At 56.5% G+C, this 18,585-nt stretch carries 4 protein-coding genes; 3 read left to right on the top strand and 1 reads right to left on the bottom strand.

What is annotated here, in order from left to right; translation table 11 throughout:
* Nucleotides 1–229 precede the first annotated feature (229 nt).
* On the bottom strand, nt 230–13,387 hold the full coding sequence (locus AAIE03_RS04110) for an Ig-like domain-containing protein (protein ID WP_498562805.1): 13,158 nt from the start codon (nt 13,385–13,387) through the stop codon (nt 230–232).
* A 694-nt stretch (nt 13,388–14,081) separates the two neighbouring features.
* On the opposite strand from AAIE03_RS04110, the gene AAIE03_RS04105 reads away from it, so the two are divergent.
* Genes AAIE03_RS04105 through rcsB form a run of 3 tightly spaced genes read left to right on the top strand, consistent with a single transcriptional unit; the run spans nt 14,082 to nt 18,568 of the window.
* Nucleotides 14,082–15,236, top strand: a complete 1,155-nt coding sequence (locus tag AAIE03_RS04105) for an MFS transporter (RefSeq protein WP_112900136.1) — start codon at nt 14,082–14,084, stop codon at nt 15,234–15,236.
* 19 nt (nt 15,237–15,255) lie between these two features.
* A complete protein-coding gene (rcsD, locus tag AAIE03_RS04100) occupies nt 15,256–17,916 on the top strand; it encodes a phosphotransferase RcsD (protein ID WP_014605388.1) in 2,661 nt (886 codons plus the stop codon).
* Nucleotide 17,917: 1 nt separating this feature from the next.
* Nucleotides 17,918–18,568 (top strand): response regulator transcription factor RcsB, encoded by a 651-nt coding sequence (gene rcsB, locus AAIE03_RS04095; protein ID WP_014605387.1) that lies wholly within the window; start codon nt 17,918–17,920, stop codon nt 18,566–18,568.
* Nucleotides 18,569–18,585 lie beyond the last annotated feature (17 nt).

Genomic DNA, 18,585 nt, shown 5'->3' with positions numbered 1-18,585 from the left:
GCGTTAATCTGCCCGTTACTCTGGGTCGGTACAGCGTTACCCGAAGTCAAGATAAAACGGCCTGTTTCATCTATCCGTTAGTGGCCGGATGCCCTCACGGCGTGCTTACCCCATGCTGACATGTTGCCAGGAAGAGTGGCGGAATGTTGAAAGCCACGTTGCAGAAAAAAAGCAGCGGAAGCTTGCGCAACCGCTGCTGTGGGTAAGTGCTTAACGTGAATATCGTATGTTAAACGATGTGTACCTGCAGATTGTGTTGAATCAGAACATCGCCCAACGTGTTGTCATTGGTGAGCGCCGAGTTATGGTAGACCTCGTAGGACTGACCATTCACCATGCGTTCGCCACTGATTTCCCACGTGCCCCCCTGGCCATTGACCAGCGTGACAAGGCTACCGTCGGCCCCTTTAATCACCAGGTCATCGCTTTGTTGGTCAGTGATATTCAGCGCCTCGTTGAGATCCAGCTTCACAGCGTTCGTGCCGCTCTGGCCGAGATCGAGCACTTCAATGTTTTCCACTTTCAGACCAAGATCGGTCAGATCCAACGTCAGATGATCGCCGTTCAGCACCAGCGTATCGGTTCCTGCACCGCCATCGATATGGCTGAAGTTCAGATCGCTGACCACAACCGTATCGGCACCACTACTCCCATTTACCGATGCGCCTTCCACGATGCTGCCATCTGCCAGCGTAATGACCACCCCGCCGATGCTGTAACTTTCGTCAACAGGCGTGTCTGTTACGGCTGCCGTTTCAGCGACTGCCGCCGCCGCGACGCCGGTATTGTCCTCCGACGCATTGACCGGCGCGGCCACATCGGCTTCGGTGGTCAGCGTTGAAGCCACGTGCACCGTCGGCGTTGCCTCTTCGGTGGACTGCGTGTTGTGCTGCGTATCATGGCCCGCCGCGGTTGCACTGTCGTCCACCAGTGAGAACAGCGCAACGGACTCGGTCGTTGACGCCGTGGTAACCGGCAACACAGCGCCTAACAATAGCGTATTGGTCGTGGTGTAGCTGTTGCCCGCCACATCCGTAATCGTGACCTTCGCCAGCGTATTGAGCGACAGCAGCAGTCCCCCAACCGATAACAGCGCGGGGCTGAAGTTAGCCGCGTAGCGTCCGAGCGCATCCGTGGTGGTGTTAATCGTCGGCCCATTGCTGCCGTTAGCCAGCAGCAGCGTAACGCTGACTTTTGACCCCTGAGCCGCATTCAGAGAGCCCCCCTGCACCGTCAGCCCGTTGATCAGCGATGACACCACACTCAGCACAGGATCGACGCCCAGAAGCGGCTGATTGTGCGACAGCGCCGTGAAGCTGCTGGAGGCTGTGGTGCTGTTACCGCCCACGTCGGTGATGGTAACGGCTACAGAATGGCTGCCATCCGCAATGCCTTTCAGGGTGGCTGACGGCACACTGATACTCCAGGCACCGTTACTGCCAATCGTCGTGGTGAAAATGTTGCCCGCCACGTTGACGGAAACCCGTCCCCCAATCGCGTTACTGCTCGTACCGCTAATGGTTTCTGCAACATTCGCCTCGGCAATATTCAGATAACCATCCCCACCAAAGTAGCTGTTGATGCCCGCCGTTGGCGTGGTCCGGCTGGCAACGCCCAGCGAAGCCGAGGCATTACCGCTGTTGCCCACGCCATTCGTCACGCTTGCCGTGACGGTATAGAGTCCATCCGCGATCGCCGCGAGATTAGAGGCCGAAACCGGAAGGCTCCAGTTGCCGTTGCTGCTGACCGTGGTAGTAAAGGTCTGGCCGCCAATCGTCACCTGCACCAGCGACCCTTCCGCATTGGTCGCCGTACCGCTAATCGTCTGGGTGGTTTTCACATCAGCCACGCTTAATGCGTTATCACCAAACAGCGAAGTAATGGTTACGGCGGGTGGGGTATTACTGATGACGGTCAGGCTGCCGCTGCCTGTCACGGTGTTGCCATTCACATCTGTGGCAGTCACCGCAACCGCTTTAAGGCCATCGCTGATACCGGTTAAATCACCTTTTGGCACGCTGATTGTCCAGTTGCCACCGCTGATCACTTTCGTTGAATAGGTAATGCCGTTGAGCGTAGCACTGACCGTCGCCCCGGCAGCCAGATTCGATGTCCCGCTGATGGTCTGGTTAGAGGCCAGGTCCGCAGCGCTGAGGATACCGTCACCAAACACGGTATTGACCGTCAGGGTGGGTTGAGTCAGCCCCAGCTGCACACCGCCGCTGGTGGAGGTGGTGTTACCTACGGCGTCGGTAACCGAAGCACTCACGGTAAAGTTACCGCCGAGCAGCGTAGCCAGAATGGCGGGGGATACCGTGGCCGAGAAGGTGCCGTCGTTGTTAACGATCGCCGTTGCCGTGGTATTACCAATCGCCAGCCTGACGGTACTGCCTGCGGCTACGCCGGTGGCGGTACCGCTGATGGTCTGGGTGACCAGCGACTCGGCAATATTCAAAATGCCGTCACCAAACAGTGGGTTGAGCGTGACTTTAGGTAAGGTATTAATCCCTACCGTGGCCGACGCCGTGCTACTGGTCGTATTCCCTGCCGCATCCGTGACGCTGACGCCGACCGTCAGCGTACCGTCCGTCAGACCCTGGAGCAGCCTTGGCGTCAGTGACACAGCAAAGTTCCCGCTGGCGTCCGTTGCCGTCACGATTTGCTGGCCGCCAATCGTCACTACGACACGGGAACCGGCCTCTGCACCGTTCACCACGCCGCCAATCGTCTGGCCCAGTAACGCATCCGCGGCATTTAACAGGCCATCGCCAAACAGCGGACTGATCGTGAGGGTAGGCGCGATGGTATCGACGCGAATACCGGCGCTGGTAGAGGCGGTGTTACCGGCCTGATCGGTGACCATGGCGCCAATCGTGAGATTTCCCTGCGTCAGAGTACTCAAAATATCCGGCGCAACCGTGGCGGTGAACGTGCCGTTGCTGCCGACCGTTGCCGTGACCTGGCTGTTCCCCACGTTCAGCGTGACCACCGAACCGGCAGCAACGTTATTCACCACGCCGCTGATGGTCTGGCTGGTGGCAATATCAACCAGGTTAAGCACGCCATCACCAAACAGTGACGTCAGGCTGATGGTCGGCGTTTGTGTGAAGATACCAATGGTTGCGCTATTGCTGGCTACGTTACCGACGGCATCGGTGACAGTCACGCCCAGCGTCAGATTGCCATTAAGTAAGGAAGAGAGATCGCCGGACGGCAGCGTCACGCTCCAGTTACCCCCGGCTTGCACCGTGGTGTTATACGTCTTCGTCCCCAGTATAACGGTCACGCGTGAGCCCACTGCCGCGTTCTCGATAATCCCGCCAATCTGTTGATCAACCGCGGCCTCGGCAATATTCAGCAGATTATCGCCGCCAAACAGACCGGTCAGGTTATCCACGACAGGTACGGCATTCACGATGGCATTGACCGTTTCACCCACGCTGCGGCTGTTGCCTGCTGCATCGGTTAACGTCACGTTCAGGGCCAGTTCACCGTCGCTCAGCAGGCCGAGAACACTCGGGGGAACAACAATCGCCCACTTCCCGTCCTGGCCCACGGCGCTGGTCAGGGTCGTGCCGCCGATCGTGACCGCGACGGTTGCGCCTACGCCTGCAGAGGTCGCCGTACCGGTAATGGTCTGGGCAATCGTGGTGTCGATCGCGCTCAGCGTGCCGTCACCAAAGACAGAATCCACTACCAACGTCAAGGCGGCATTGACCACTTTGTTCACGGTAATCGTGGCATCCGTCTGGTTGCCAGCCTGATCGTTGACGCGCACGCCAAAGACCAGCGCACCGTCGTTGAGGCTGGACAGCACCTGCGGCGTGAGGTCAATGCTCCAGACGCCGTTAGCGCCAATGATCCCGGTGGCGACAGGGGCGCCATCGCCCACGTACAGGGAAATGGTTTGTCCCTCTTCCGCACCGGTTGTCCGGCCCGTTAATACCTGCCCGACAGCAATATCGGCGGCGTTAATCAGGTTATCACCGAGGAAGGCGTCAATCTCAATCAGTGGTGCTGCGGTATCGACGTTAATGGTGCGGCTGGCACTGCCCACGTTGCCGGCGGCATCGGTCAATTGCGCATTAATGGTCGTTTCACCGTTGGCCAACGCCTGCATATCACTGGCTGGCACGCTGGTAGACCAGGTGCCGTCGCCCTGCACGATCCCCGTGTAGGTTTTGCCATTCAGGGTAACCGTTACCGTACGTCCCGTTTCGCTGGTGTCCGCCGTACCGCTAATGGTCTGACGCGTTGAACTTTCACTGGCGTTAACCACATCGTCACCCGTGAAGCTGTTAATCGTCAGTACCGGTGCCGTCAGATCGATCTGAACGGTGCCGCTGGTGGTCACGGTATCCGTTCCGTCGGTGGCATTGACGGTAATCGTGACCGGGCCATCAGTGCTGCCAAAATCACTGACCGGTAAGGTTGCCGTCGTCCAGTTGCCGTTAGCATCAATTGTCGTGCTGTAGTCCACGCCGTTGATCACGACGGTAACGACACCGGTGGCACCGAGATTTTGTGACGTTCCACTCACCACGACGTCACCTGCCTGCTGATCGACCGTGCTGATGATGTTATCACCCGATACGGTGCCCAGCGTGACCAGCGGTCCTGGTGGGGGTGTAAGATCAACCGGCACCGTCAGATCCTGCGTGACCGGATTGCCCGCCAGGTCGCTGACGGCAAGCGTTAACGTGGTATCCGGTGCGACGAAGGTGCTCATTTGTTCTGGCGTCAGGGTCAGACTCCAGGCGCCGTTGGCACCGACAACCGCCGTACCTAACAGCGTGCCGTTATAGGAAACGGTTAACTGTGACCCGGTCTCCGCACCGTTAGCGATGCCGCTTAACACCTGAGGCTGAATACTCTCGGCATAATTCAGACCATCATCACCTGCAAACGTCACGCCGGTGATCGTTGGCGCGGTTGTGTCGATTACCAGGGATTCGTTGAGCGTCGTACTGTTACCGGCAGGATCTGTGACGGTGATGGCTAACGAATAGGTGCCATCGGTTAAGGCGCTCAGTTGCGCGTTACTCAACGGCAATGTCCAGCTTCCATCTGCCGCTATCTGGGCAGTGAAATCGGTGGTGCCGATAGTCACCACAACCTGTTGCCCGGCGCCGGTTTCACCGGTATTGCCCGTCAGCGTGATACCGTTCTCGACGTCAGTGGCGTTGACATAGCCGTTGCGTGGCAGCGGATCCACGCTCGGGGCTGGCGGTGTCAGATCGGCAATAAAGTCAAACTGTGCCGTAGCCGGATTACCCGTTGCATCCACCACATTCACCGTCACGCTGTGCGGGCCACTTCCGATGGTATTCAACGCATTAGGTGGGATCGTGACGCTCCAGTTACCATTCGCATCAACGGTACCCGGATAGCGTATTCCATCCAGATCCACGCTGATGCTTGCCGCCTGGTTTGCTCCGAGGCTACCGGTCGTCCCGGTCAGCGTTACGCCAGCAGCGGCCTCGCTGATGTTCAGCACGTTATCACCACCAAACTGCAGGTCAGTAAAAGTGGGCACGGGAACGGTGACGGCGGTGACCACATTGAGCGTGGTGCTGTCAGTGTTGCCGGCAATATCCGTGGCGTTGACGGTGATAACATGACTGCCGTTGGGGATCTGCGCCATCTGCGCCGGCGTCAGAACCAGTGACCAGCTTCCGTCCGGCAGAACGGTTGCATTCAGTGGCAAATCGTTATTAAAGCCGCTGATGGTCACCGTTACTGTCTGGCCCTCGCCGCTGATACCTGTCGAGCCGGTCAGCGTCTGGTCTTGTGCCGCTTCAGCCGCATTCAGTGCTCCGTCACCGAACGGCAGAGTCAGGCTGACATCCGGCAGGGTTTGTATTGCTACCACAATGTTGCTGTTTATCGTGGCCGTATTGCCGTTGGTGTCCGTCATGGTTACCGCAACGGGCCAGTTACCGTCTGGCAGCGTCTGCAGTAATGCCGATGGCAGAGCCAGGGACCAGGTGCCATCACCGTTGAGCGTGGCGGCATAGGCCGTACCGTTGACGGTTACCGTAACGGAGGCGGCATTATCAATATTCAGATTGCCGCTCAGGGTGCCATCTGCCTGCGCCTCTATCGCGTTGATACGGCCATCACCAAATGGCGTGTTCAGCGTCGGTTCGGGGATAGGTGCCGTGGCCGTCGTAAAGTCTTGCGTAACGGCAACAGAAGTATTACCGGCCCGGTCAGTGGTGATCACGCTGATCGTGTGCGTTCCGTCTGCCAGACCGGCAATCACATCGGGCGGCAGGCTGGCGCTCCAGTTACCGTTCGCATCGACAGAGACGGTTAGCGGCGTGCCGTCTACGCTGACGCTGACGGTTTGTCCATCGCCAAACGGCGTGGTGCCGGTGATCAGCTGCATGGAGGCGGCTTCAGTGGTATTAATCACATTATCGCCAAACAACGTGGCAGCTATGGTCGGATCGGCCGGTACGGTCACCAGAATCTCAACGCCTGCGCTGACTTCAGCCGGGTTGCCTGCCGCATCGTTGGCCGTCACCACCACCTGGGTCAGGCCATCGGGTAAGGCATCGAGCGCGCCCGGTGCCAGCGTTAAGGTCCATGCACCGTTGGCACCAACGGTCGTATTAAACGGCTGATCGCCGATCGTCACCGTGATCGGGCTACCCTCTGGCAGATTAGTCGCACTGCCGCTCAGGGTGAGTTCACCGGCAGCATCGGCCTGACTGACAATGCCATCACCAAATGGCGTATCCAGCGTCAGCTCCGGCAGTGTGCGGAAGGCCACATCCAGCGTGGTGCTGGTGTTGGTAGTGACATTGCCGCTGGCGTCCGTTGCGGTAATCGTCAGCGTCTGGAGCCCGTCATTGAGCTGCTGCAAATCCGCGGCGGGGATTGCCAGTGACCAGACACCATTCTCATCTGCACTGGTGGTGTAGGTGATTTGGTTCAGGACGACGGTGATCTGCGCGCCCGGATCGCTGTTGCCATTCACGGTCAGATCCTGCAGCGACTCGGCCAGATTAAGCGATGTGCCTGCACTCAGGCTGATATCACTCAATACCGGTAATGTCGTGTCAATCGCGACATTGTGGTTAGTCAGGGCGGTATTACCTGCCACGTCATTTGCCGTGACGACAAAGGTCTGTTGCGAGCCGGAAGGCAGACCACTCAGAGCCGAAGACGGCACGGAGACCGTCCAGTTACCCGCCGCGTCAACGGTGCCGGTGTAGCCGACGTTGTTCAGCGTGACGGTCACTACCGTTCCCTCAGCCAGTTGCGTACTGCTGCCGCTGACATCCAGATCCGCTCCGGCTTCAATGGCGTTGATAATGTCATCACTGGCGACCACATCCACACTCAGGGTCGGCAGCGCCGCGCCACTGGCAATAACATTAAGGGTCGCATCGCTGCTGGTCGGGTTGCCTGCGCTGTCGGTGGCACTCACCACCACGCTCTGAGGACCGTCCGGTAAGGCACTGACGTCAGCCTGTGGAATGGTCACCGTCCAGCGGCCATCTGCCTGCACTTCTCCAGTGTAGCTTTGCCCGTTGAGCGAAACGGTGATCACCTGACCAGCGGTCAAATTCGTACTGCCGCCGCTGATGGTTAAGTCCGCAGCCGCTTCGCCCTGGTTAAGGTAATTATCCCCGCTGATGGCATCGAGGGTCAGTACCGGAAGCGACGCGCTGTCTGCGACGCGCGTCAGGGTCTGGGTGAGCGTGGTCTGGTTGCCTGCGGCATCGGTCAGCGTGACGTCCAGTGAGTAAGGGCCATCCGGCAAGCCCTGCATGACGCTGGCGGGTATCTCAAGAACCCAGGTACCGTCAATCAAGACAAGGGTTTGATAGGTTTCGCCCTGAAGCGTCACCGTCACCGTTTGCCCTGCATCGGCCAGCGATGCTGTACCCGAAACGGAAATATTTTGCAGAATTTCCAGTGAGTTAATCTGATTATCACCGGTTACAGGATTCAGGCTGAGTTCCGGTGGGGTAAAGTCAACGGTGATTGCGCTGCTCAGGCTGCCGCTGCTGCCTGTCGCATCGCTAACGGTGACGACAAGCGTATTTGTGCCTTCGGGCAAGGCCTGCAGGATGGTACTACTCAGCGTGACCGTCCAGTTGCCCTGAGCATCCACCGTGGCTGCATAGTCATTACCGCCTAGCGTGACGGTCACAATCTGGCCTGCGCCGGTCAGCCCTGTCGTGCCCGTCAGCGTTTGTTCACTGGCTGCCTCAATCTGACCCAGGTAGCTGTCGGCAAAAGGCGTATCAATGCTTATCGCTAATGTACCGGTCGCCACGGTAATATCACGGGTTTCAGTTGAAAGGTTACCCGCAGGATCGCTGACGCTCACCGTCAGGGTATAACTGCCCGCTGCGACGTCTGCCAGGGCGCCCGCTGGCAGCGCAAAGCTCCAGTTGCCGTCAGCATCTACCGTGGTGTTCCATACCTGGTTATTCAGGGTGATGGTCACAACCTGCCCCTCGCCCGCATCGCTGCTGCCGCTCAGGACGATCGGCGCCGTGCTTTCTGCGGCGTCTACGATATTGTCCCCGGCGACGGGATCAAGCGTCAGGGTCGGTGGCGTGAGGTCAACATTAACGTTACCGCTTACCTCGCGGCTGTTCCCTGCCGCATCCGTGACCGTGACGGTATAGTCCGTGCTGCCTTCGTTCAGTGCGGCTAAGGCATTGGCAGGAAGACTCACACGCCAGTTACCATTTCCGTCTACCGTACCGGTATAAACATTGCCGCCCAAGGAAACGCTCACGGTCTGGCCCACACCGCTTACGCCGGTCGTTCCGCTAAGCTGCTGTACGCTGGAAATATCCGTGGCATTCAGGATCCCGTCGCCGAAGGCCGTGATCACCACAGGGTTGGGAACATTGTTAATCGCGACATTGAGCGTGGCTGAACTGCTCAGCGCCGCGCCCGTTGTATCCGTCGTCGTTACGGTTAAGGCCGCAGGGCCATCCGTCAGGGCTGCCAGAGCGGATGGTGGGACGATCACGCTCCATGTACCGCCAGCAGAGACCACGGCGGTGTAAGTGACATTATTAAACTGCAGCGTGACAGTGCTGTCCGGTGCCACATTGACGGTGGTTCCCGTAATGATCAACGGTTCCCCCGCCTCGTTGGCATTCAGGAAGTTATCTCCGCTTATCGTATCAAGCGCCACACCGGAAGCATTACTGTTGACCGTCAACGCAAGATCCGTCGAGGTGGTATTGCCTGCGGCATCGCTGACGGCAACCGTATAGGTGGCGCTACCATCGGCCAGCGCCGACAGAACGGAAGCAGGAACAGTGAGGCGCCACGATCCGTCCGCCAGAACGGTACCGCTAAACACGTCACTGCCCACGGTCAGCGTCACAACCTGCCCCGCCTCCACGTTGGTGGTGGTGCCCGACAGTTCCTGATTGACCTGACGTTCAGCGCCGTCAACCAGATTGTCACCGGCAAACGGGTTAAGGGTCAGCGTGGGTAATGAAGCCGCATCGGCTTTCACCGTCAGGCTGCTGGTGTCCGTTGTGATATTGCCCGCGGTGTCGGTAGCAGTGATGGTCAGGGGATAGCTGCCGTTGGTCAGACCGTTTAGTGCCGCAGCCGGTACTTCCAGCGTCCAGCTACCGTCTGGATTGGCGGTGGTGCTGACGGTGGTTCCGTTAATGTTGACTACGATAACGGCATTACCTTCGCTGTTACCGCTCAGGACCAGGGGCTGCTGAAGTTCAACTGCATTAAGAACACCATCGCCAGACGGTGTTGCTACCGTCAGGGCTGGCGGTAAAGTATCGACCGTCACGCTGCCGGCGGCATTACTGGTGTTGCCGGCAATGTCGGTAAGGGTAACCGTATAAGGCACCGATCCCTGTGGCAGTGTTGAGAGCACCGCTGAAGGAATGTTCACCTGCCAGTTACCGGTGTTATCGACAATACCGGTGTAGTTGACGCCATTGAGCGTAACCACCACGCGCTGGCCTTCCCCGGTTACGCCACTGTTGCCGGTGATAGCACCGCCCGCTGCCGCTTCACTGCCGTTCAGTACGCCATCGACAAACGCATCGCCCGGTGTCGCAACCGGTACATCGGTCGCCACAACGTTGATATTCGAGGTGCTGGTTGCCAGCGTATTGCCGTCCGCATCGGTAATGGTGGTGGTAACAGGAAGCGCGCCGTTGGGTAAGCCAACGAGGCTGCCCGCCGGCAGCGTCACCGTCCAGGTGCCATCCGCGCCTACCGTACCGGTGTAGTTGTTACCGTTAACGGTGACGTTAACAATGCTGCCTGCCGGGATATTGCTGGTGCTACCGCTAAGCACGACCTCACTGGCCACGTCATCGGCATTAAGATAATTGTTGTTTCCTGCCGGAGCCAGGGCAACGCTGCTTCCTGTTGCGTCAACCTGGAAGGTCAGTTCGGTGCTGGTGGTATTACCTGCGGCATTCACCACGGTGACGGTCAGAGCCTGACTGCCCTCAGCCAGCGTTGCCAATGCTACGGGTGGTATAACGATGCTCCAGTTACCGCTTGCTTCTACCGTACCGGTATAGGTTATACCGTTAATGGTGACGCTAACTTGCTGTCCGGCCTCTACGTTTGTTGAGGTACCGGTGAGCGTTTGTGGCAGTTTTTGTTCTGAACCATCCAGCACGCCATCACCCGCAAAGGTGCCGCTGTTCACACTCAATGTTGGCTGCACTTCTGGTGCCGTTGCGACGTTCAGTTCGCTGGTGAACGTCGTCTGACTGCCATTGGCGTTGGTAATGGTGACGGTAAAAGGATTTCTACCCGAGGGTAACGCGGCCAAATCGGACTGATCGATACGCAATGACCAGCGTCCATTGGTGCTGACCAGCGTGCGGTAGAATCTGCCGTTAAGTGACATCGTGACCTGATCGCCATTCTGCCCGGTACCGCTCAATATCAGCGGCTGTGTCAGATCGCTTACGCTGAGCGTATTGTCACCGCCCACGGGATCCACACCTAATGAAGGCGGTTGCGTATCGACATTGACCGTGCTGGTCTGTGTCACCACATTCCCGGCCTGATCGATCGCGCTTACCACAAGCGGATTATTGCCCTGTGGCAGTGCAGCCAGATCGGCCGCAGGTACGGTCACACTCCAGCTTCCGTCATTATTTACTGGCAGGTCATAGATTTTACCGCCGAGCTGAACCTGTACCTGCTGGCCAGCCCCGGTGACACCGGTATTGCCGCTTAATACCTGATCGCTGCTGCTTTCGGTATTATTGAGAATACCGTCACTCAGCGAGCCGCTATCAAGCGAGATGGCAGGCAGCGTAGTGGCCTGCAGGGTCATATCGGCGGTGTTGGACAGCAGATTACCATTGGCATCCACGGTGCTGATGGTGATTTGTTTCACCCCATCACTGACGCCACTAAAGGCACCGGACGGAATGATGACGGACCAGAGTCCATTGGCATCCACGGTGCCGGTGTAATCGACACCATTAAAGTTCACAACGACCTGCTGCCCCTGGGCCACCCCTGCGACCGATCCTTTTACGGTCAATCCTTGAGCTGCTTCCTGAGCGTTAATAAAACCGTCGCCCCCCAGCGGCTGCGTGATAACCAGTGTACCTGCTGCACCTGCTGGCGCTTCGACGGTAAACGGCTGACTGTCTGTCGCATTATTACCTGCGGTGTTCGTCACACTTGCGTCGATGGTGGCCGCACCCGCCGCTAACCCAGCAAGCGCTACCGACGGCACGCTCAGGCTCCAGCTGCCGTCCGGCCCAACTGTGGTGGTATAGGTCTGGCCGCCCAGCGTCACAGTGACGGTCTGGCCCGCCTCCACGTTGCTGGTGGTACCGGACACCAGCTGATCGCTGGCCTTCTCGCTGTTGTCCAGGACGTTGTCACCGGCAAAGTCATTCACCGTTATCGTCGGTGGGCCTGGAGGGGTAACCGGTGCGTCAACCGTAATCACCTGCTCAGCACTGGCCGCCGTTCCCGCCGCGTTGCTCACGGTCACGTTGAGCGTGGTGGTGCCCGCGGCCAGCGCGGTCAGCGCCGCCGAAGGCACGCTCAGGCTCCAGCTGCCGTCCGGCCCAACTGTGGTGGTATAGGTCTGGCCGCCCAGCGTCACGGTGACGGTCTGGCCCGCCTCCACGTTACTGGTGGTGCCTGATACCAGCTGATCGCTGGCCTTCTCGCTGTTGTCCAGGACGTTGTCACCGGCAAAGGGATCAAGGGTCAGAGTCGGTGCGCCCGGCGTGGTAACGGGCGCGTCAACCGTAATCACCTGCTCAGCACTGGCCGCCGTTCCCGCCGCGTTGCTCACGGTCACGTTGAGCGTGGTGGTGCCCGCGGCCAGCGCGGTCAGCGCCGCCGAAGGCACGCTCAGGCTCCAGCTGCCGTCCGGCCCAACTGTGGTGGTGTAGGTCTGGCCGCCCAGCGTCACGGTGACGGTCTGGCCCGCCTCCACGTTGCTGGTGGTGCCGGAGACCAGCTGATCGCTGGCCTTCTCGCTGTTGTCCAGGACGTTGTCACCGGCAAAGGGATCAAGGGTCAGGGTCGGTGCGCCCGGCGTGGTAACGGGCGCGTCAACCGTAATCACCTGCTCAGCACTGGCCGCCGTTCCCGCCGCGTTGCTCACGGTCACGTTGAGCGTGGTGGTGCCCGCGGCCAGCGCGGTCAGCGCCGCCGAAGGTACGCTCAGGCTCCAGCTGCCGTCGGCCCCGACGGTCGTGGTATAGGTCTGGCCGCCCAGCGTCACGGTGACGGTCTGGCCCGCCTCCACGTTGCTGGTGGTGCCGGAGACCAGCTGATCGCTGGCCTTCTCGCTGTTATCCAGAACGTTGTCACCGGCAAAGGGATTAACGGTCAGGGTCGGTGTTGCTGGCGTTCCAGGCGTTCCCGGTGCTGCCGGTGTGTCACCGCCTCCGCCTCCGCCGCGACTGGTGCCCAGTGCTAACCCCCCCAGTCCCAACAGGCCAACACCACTCGCCGTCATAAGGCCGGTAGAAATATTGCTGTTATCAGCCAGCAGGAGCGGCTCCACGTTATCCAGTGACTCAAATCCGGGCGTCACGGATGTTGTCGCTAAATCTGTTGCGCCTGCCGTCGTGGGAAAGAGTGCATGCTCTGGTGGGTTCACGCCATCATCAAAGACCAGTTCACTGTGGTCGCCTGCGGCATCGTCGAGGAAGAATTTTTTATAGCGGACGGAGCTTCCGTCACGCATCTGGACGATGAGATCGTCGCCCTGACGTTGGTATTGTACGACAGCCTCACGCGTACCATTAATGCGTACTACGCTCGGTTCATTAAGAGTGATCGTTTGCGTTAAGCCGCCGTCGACCTGAGACGTAAGCGTACCATTTGCACGGGAAATGATATCGACGCGACTTTGAGTGAGTTCTGCCATCTTGACCTTGCTCCACCAGAATATCTAATTAGCTGAAATGAAAACCATAAAAATAAGTTATGATTTTTCATTGACGTTTTTTCATGCTGTGTATCGGAAAACGTTTCAGCCTGGCGGAGGCGGTTTAAGCAAACAGGCGAAGCAAAAGGCAACTCCGCAAGTAGTGACTTTGTTTTTTTAACATTTGTATTAATCGATGCTCACAAATGGCAACATCGTGCAATCAATAGTTAACTGTCTGCGTTTAAAAATCAATCATAAGATGCAGTTTTATTTATGAATTAATAAAAATAACATTAGCAATTTTTGTGATTTATCAGGGAGGAAAAAGGTGGAATGCATGTTATTGCATGTCAAAATATTGCTAAATATTTCCAGTAAATTGCAAAAGTGCCGGAAATGTCTCTATTTTTTTGTTTTCTGGGTTCCTGCCCGATACTGAAGTTCAGCTAAGCAATTCACATCACTAAACTGTGATGCAGATCGTTCCTGAAAGAGGGCCGGTGCAGGGTTTACCCGCGGGTTATGCCAGGAAAGTTCTGGAAAAGAAATTTGTCGCGGTAAAAGTCGGTACACTGGCCGCTGACAGGGCTGATAAAAGCAGTCCGGAAAACCTGTTAAACCTGTGTTCTCACAGCGTTTTGCAGCCAATTAATGCTACACTTTTCTGCTTTGCTACTGATGAATTAGGGCCATGACAGCATTGGATGCCGCAAAATCAACTCCCTCTGACCGCCGCCTGAGCGGGGGCACACGCATCATTTTTTTGATCAATGGCCTGGGAATGTCAGCCTGGGCGCCACTGGTGCCCTATGCACGCGATCGCTTGCATTTAGATGGTGCTTCCCTGGGGGCCCTGTTGCTGTGTCTGGGTATCGGTTCATTGCTCGCGATGCCGGTAACCGGCACGTTGGTGGCGCGCTTTGGCTGCCGTACAGTGATGATATTTTCAACGCTACTGGTGTTATGTATGATGCCGCTGCTCGCCACAGTGCAAACGCATCTTTTCATGGCCGCCGCGTTGATGCTGTTTGGTGCCGGACTCGGCATGCTGGACGTCGCCATGAATTATCAGGCCGTTGAAGTGGAAAAAGCGGCTGGCAAGCCGATGATGTCAGGCTTTCATGCTTTTTTTAGCCTGGGCGGTATTCTGGGTGCCGGGGCGGTCAGCCTGCTGTTGAGCCTGGGATTGACGCCACTGCTTTCCGTGCTGATCGTGATGGCCGTGATGATGGTGCTGTTGCTGTGGCGAATGCCCACCTTTATGAATCAGCGTTTGCACCAGCCCGATCAGCCGTGGCTGGTCATCCCACGTGGACGCGTCGCCTTTCTGGGCATGCTGTGTTTTATTCTGTTTTTAGCAGAGGGCGCCGTGCTCGACTGGGGCGCACTCCTGCTGTTGCAAAACCCTGTGATGACGACCGCGCATGCCGGGCTCGGCTACGCGCTGTTTTCCGTTGCCATGACAGTTGGGCGTTTTAGCGGGGATAAAATTATTCATCGCTTCGGCCGTTATCCTGTCATGTTGGTGGGCGCGCTGGCGGCGGCATCAGGAATGGCATTAGCGGTGCTCCTCCCATGGCCCGAAGCTTCATTGCTGGCGTTCTTACTGGTCGGCTTTGGATTATCGAATACCGTGCCGATGTTGTTCAATGCGGCAGGTAACCAGCATGATATGCCGGCTAACCTGGCGATTTCCGCCATGACAACGTTGGGATATGCAGGTATTCTTTCTGGTCCGGCGTTGATCGGGTTCATTTCTCAATGGATTAGCCTTAGCGGTGCGTTTTTACTCATAGCACTGTTATTGTTGGCTGTGGCTGTCAGTGCGCGCAACGTTGCGCGATAAATCAGGTATCTGAGACGCTATGTTGTATAAGTTTCCGCTGACATCCGGCAATGTCACTCGCTTTTTTATCGTATTTAATCTGGTGCTGTTACTGGCGCTAGGCTTTATGGTGCAAAACTCCGTCAATGCCTGGTTGACCGACAAACGTTACGCCATGGCGGATATGGCGCGAGATATTCAGAAACGTATTGATGCCTACCGTTTCGTTACCTGGCAGATTTATGAAAACCTGTCGACCAGTGCTGCCGGTACGCCTCCTGCCAGTAATCTGCAAGAGACGCGCCTGCGTCCGGATGTCTACTATCTGGAAAAAACGCGCCGCAAAACCGAAGCGCTGATTTTCGGGTCCCATGACAGCAGCACGCTGGATATGTCGATGCGAATGTCCAGCTATCTGGACACCTTATGGGGTGCAGAAACGCCGACCTGGTCCATGTACTTTTTAAATGGTCAGGACAACAGCCTGATCATGATCTCCACCCTGCCGCTGAAAGACATGACGACGCGTTACAAAGAGAATGCCATCAGTTCTCTGGTTGAGGCACGACGTGCTGAAATGCTGCAGCAGGCCAATGCGCTGGATGAGCGTGAAAGCTTTTCTCCCCTTCGCCATCTTGCCTTTCAGAACGACCACTATTTTACGTTGCGCACCACGTTTAATCAGCCCGGTCATCTGGCGACTGTGGTGGCATTTGATCTGCCCATCAACGACTTAATTCCCCTGAATATGCCGGTGGAGAATTTCCAGCTGCGTCAGGATGCCACGCTGAATAACAACGCCAGCAGCAACCAGGACGATGTTGAAACCACACAGGTAGCCCTGGTCAATCACGATATTGAAATCGCCGCTGCACTACCCAGTACATCGCTACAGCTGGTTTACCGTGTGCCACTCTTACGCCTGTTGCTCGACAGCGCACATAATTTGATGTGGCCGCTGCTGATTAACCTGGTGCTGTTTTTACTCTCGCTTAGCGGCATGTTGTTGCTACGTCAGCAGTCTCTACGACCCAGTGAGAATCAAAGCGCCGAGCTGGATTCGCTCCGGGTGCTCAATCAGGAGATTGTGGCCAGTTTGCCCGTTGGCCTGCTGGTCTATGATTTTGCCAGTAACCGCACGCTGTTGAGCAATAAAATCGCTGAGCATCTTTTGCCTCACCTGAATCTGCAGAAAATCATCAATATGTCCGACCAGCATCAGGGCGTACTGCAAGCCACCATCAACAATGAAGTGTATGAGATTCGTCACGCACGAAGCGTGCTGTCTCCGCACACCCAACTGTTCATGATGCGCGATCAGGATCGCGAGCTGCTGGTGAACAAGAAACTGCAAAAAGCGCAACAGGTGTTAGATCGCAACCACCAGATGCGTCAGCAACTGCTGCATCATCTTGGTCACGCGTTAAATCAGCCGCTGGAAAAAATTGTCTCGCAGCTGGTGCACCTGAGCCAGCGAGAGAATGACGAAAGCGTGCTGGATATTCTGGATGAGAGCCAGTCACTGGCACGTCTGGTCGACGATATTGTGCTGCTGAATCGCCTTGAAGCGCACGACTGGTCGCCTGACGCCAGTGTGTTTAATCTGCAGGAACTTCTGGACGAAATCGCGCTGGAAAGCCTGCCACTGCTGCGTCGTAAAGGGTTATCGTTGGTGGTGAATAATCATCAGCCGAACGATGAAGTACGCTTTGGCGATCGCCGTGCCCTGCGCAAAGTGCTGACGACGCTAATGCACTATGCCCTGATCACCACGCGCTGGGGCAAGATTACCCTTGAGGTAAAAACCGCCGAACAGCACCCTGACCGCCTCTATATCGAGCTGGTGGATACGGGAGCTGGGCTCACGATCGATGAACTGGCCAATGTCGATTTTCCGTTCCTGGGCGATACCAGCCAGGATCGTTATGGTCAGGCTTCGGGCATGGCCTTTTTCCTGTGCAAACAGCTGTGCAAGCAAATGGGCGGCAGCCTGGAAATCGTTGCTAAGGCGGACATTGGCACCCGATATAACATTCAGCTTCCGCTTACGCTTGAAGAGAAGCACGAAGACGATCAAGAGAAGATTCTCGAAGGGATTACCGCCCTGGTTGAGATTGCCGTTGAAGACGTGCACAAGATCGTCTGTCGCCATCTGGAGAACTGGGGCGCACGCTGCCTGACGCCGGATGAACGTATCTCAGGCCAGGATCACGATGTACAGATTACTGACGATCCCAGCAAACTCAGCGGCTGGGCTTTATTGCTGGCGGAGGATGAACCTGGCCATCATGCTTTAAACGACCAACAGTATCGCGTCAATTTCAATCTCAGCAATGCATTACTTGATGCCTTGCTGGCACTGATTGAGAAGCAATTGTCCCACGATGTGATGGAGGATGACACTGAAGATGACGCCGGCACGGCACTGTTAAGTGGAGGCTATTTCCAGCTGTTTACTGAGACAGTACCGGATGATGTAAAGAGATTGTATACTGAGTCAGCGATATCAGATTATGCCTCGCTTGCTCAGACAGCTCATCGCCTTAAGGGCGTGTTTGCTATGCTCAATTTGACACCGGGCAAACAGCTTTGTGAAGCGTTAGAACACCACATCAAAGTATGTGACGATTCAAACATTAAAAATACCACCAGTAATATTGACGCTTATGTCAATCAACTGCTGCAGCAAGGTAACCAATAAGATGAATAACTTGAATGTAATTATTGCCGATGATCACCCAATTGTTCTTTTCGGTATCCGAAAGTCTCTGGAACAAATTGAGTGGGTTAACGTTGTAGGTGAATTTGAAGATTCAACGGCGCTAATCAACAACCTGTCCAAACTTGATGCGAACGTCCTGATCACCGACCTCTCTATGCCAGGGGAAAAATACGGCGACGGTATTACGCTGATTAAATATATCAAACGTCACTATCCCGATCTGTCCATCATTGTTCTGACAATGAACAATAACCCAGCCATTCTGAGCTCGGTGCTGGATCTGGATATTGAAGGCATTGTCCTGAAACAGGGGGCGCCAACCGATTTGCCAAAAGCGCTGGCGGCACTGCAGAAAGGCAAGAAATATACGCCGGAAAGCGTCGCCAAACTGCTGGAGAAAATCAGCGCGGGCGGCTATGGCGATAAACGTCTGTCACCTAAAGAGAGCGAAGTATTACGCCTCTTTGCTGAAGGTTTCCTGGTGACCGAAATTGCCAAGAAGCTGAACCGCAGTATTAAGACCATCAGTAGCCAGAAAAAATCGGCCATGATGAAGCTGGGCGTGGATAATGATATCGCCCTGCTCAACTACCTGTCGTCCGTCAGTGCGACACAAATCGATAAAGATTAAGTCCTCAGGCGGTGCGT

This window comes from Pantoea sp. Ae19-2, assembly GCF_059801205.1.
The sequence above is the reverse complement of the archived record's forward strand: the minus strand, read 5'-3'. Positions and strand labels throughout refer to the sequence as shown.

What these genes read in the sequence shown, in the direction of transcription:
- AAIE03_RS04110 (WP_498562805.1), bottom strand. Translation starts at nt 13,387, where the DNA reads ATGGCAGAACTCACTCAAAGTCGCGTCGATATCATTTCCCGTGCAAAT.
- AAIE03_RS04105 (WP_112900136.1), top strand. Translation starts at nt 14,082, where the DNA reads ATGACAGCATTGGATGCCGCAAAATCAACTCCCTCTGACCGCCGCCTG.
- rcsD (WP_014605388.1), top strand. Translation starts at nt 15,256, where the DNA reads ATGTTGTATAAGTTTCCGCTGACATCCGGCAATGTCACTCGCTTTTTT.
- rcsB (WP_014605387.1), top strand. Translation starts at nt 17,918, where the DNA reads ATGAATAACTTGAATGTAATTATTGCCGATGATCACCCAATTGTTCTT.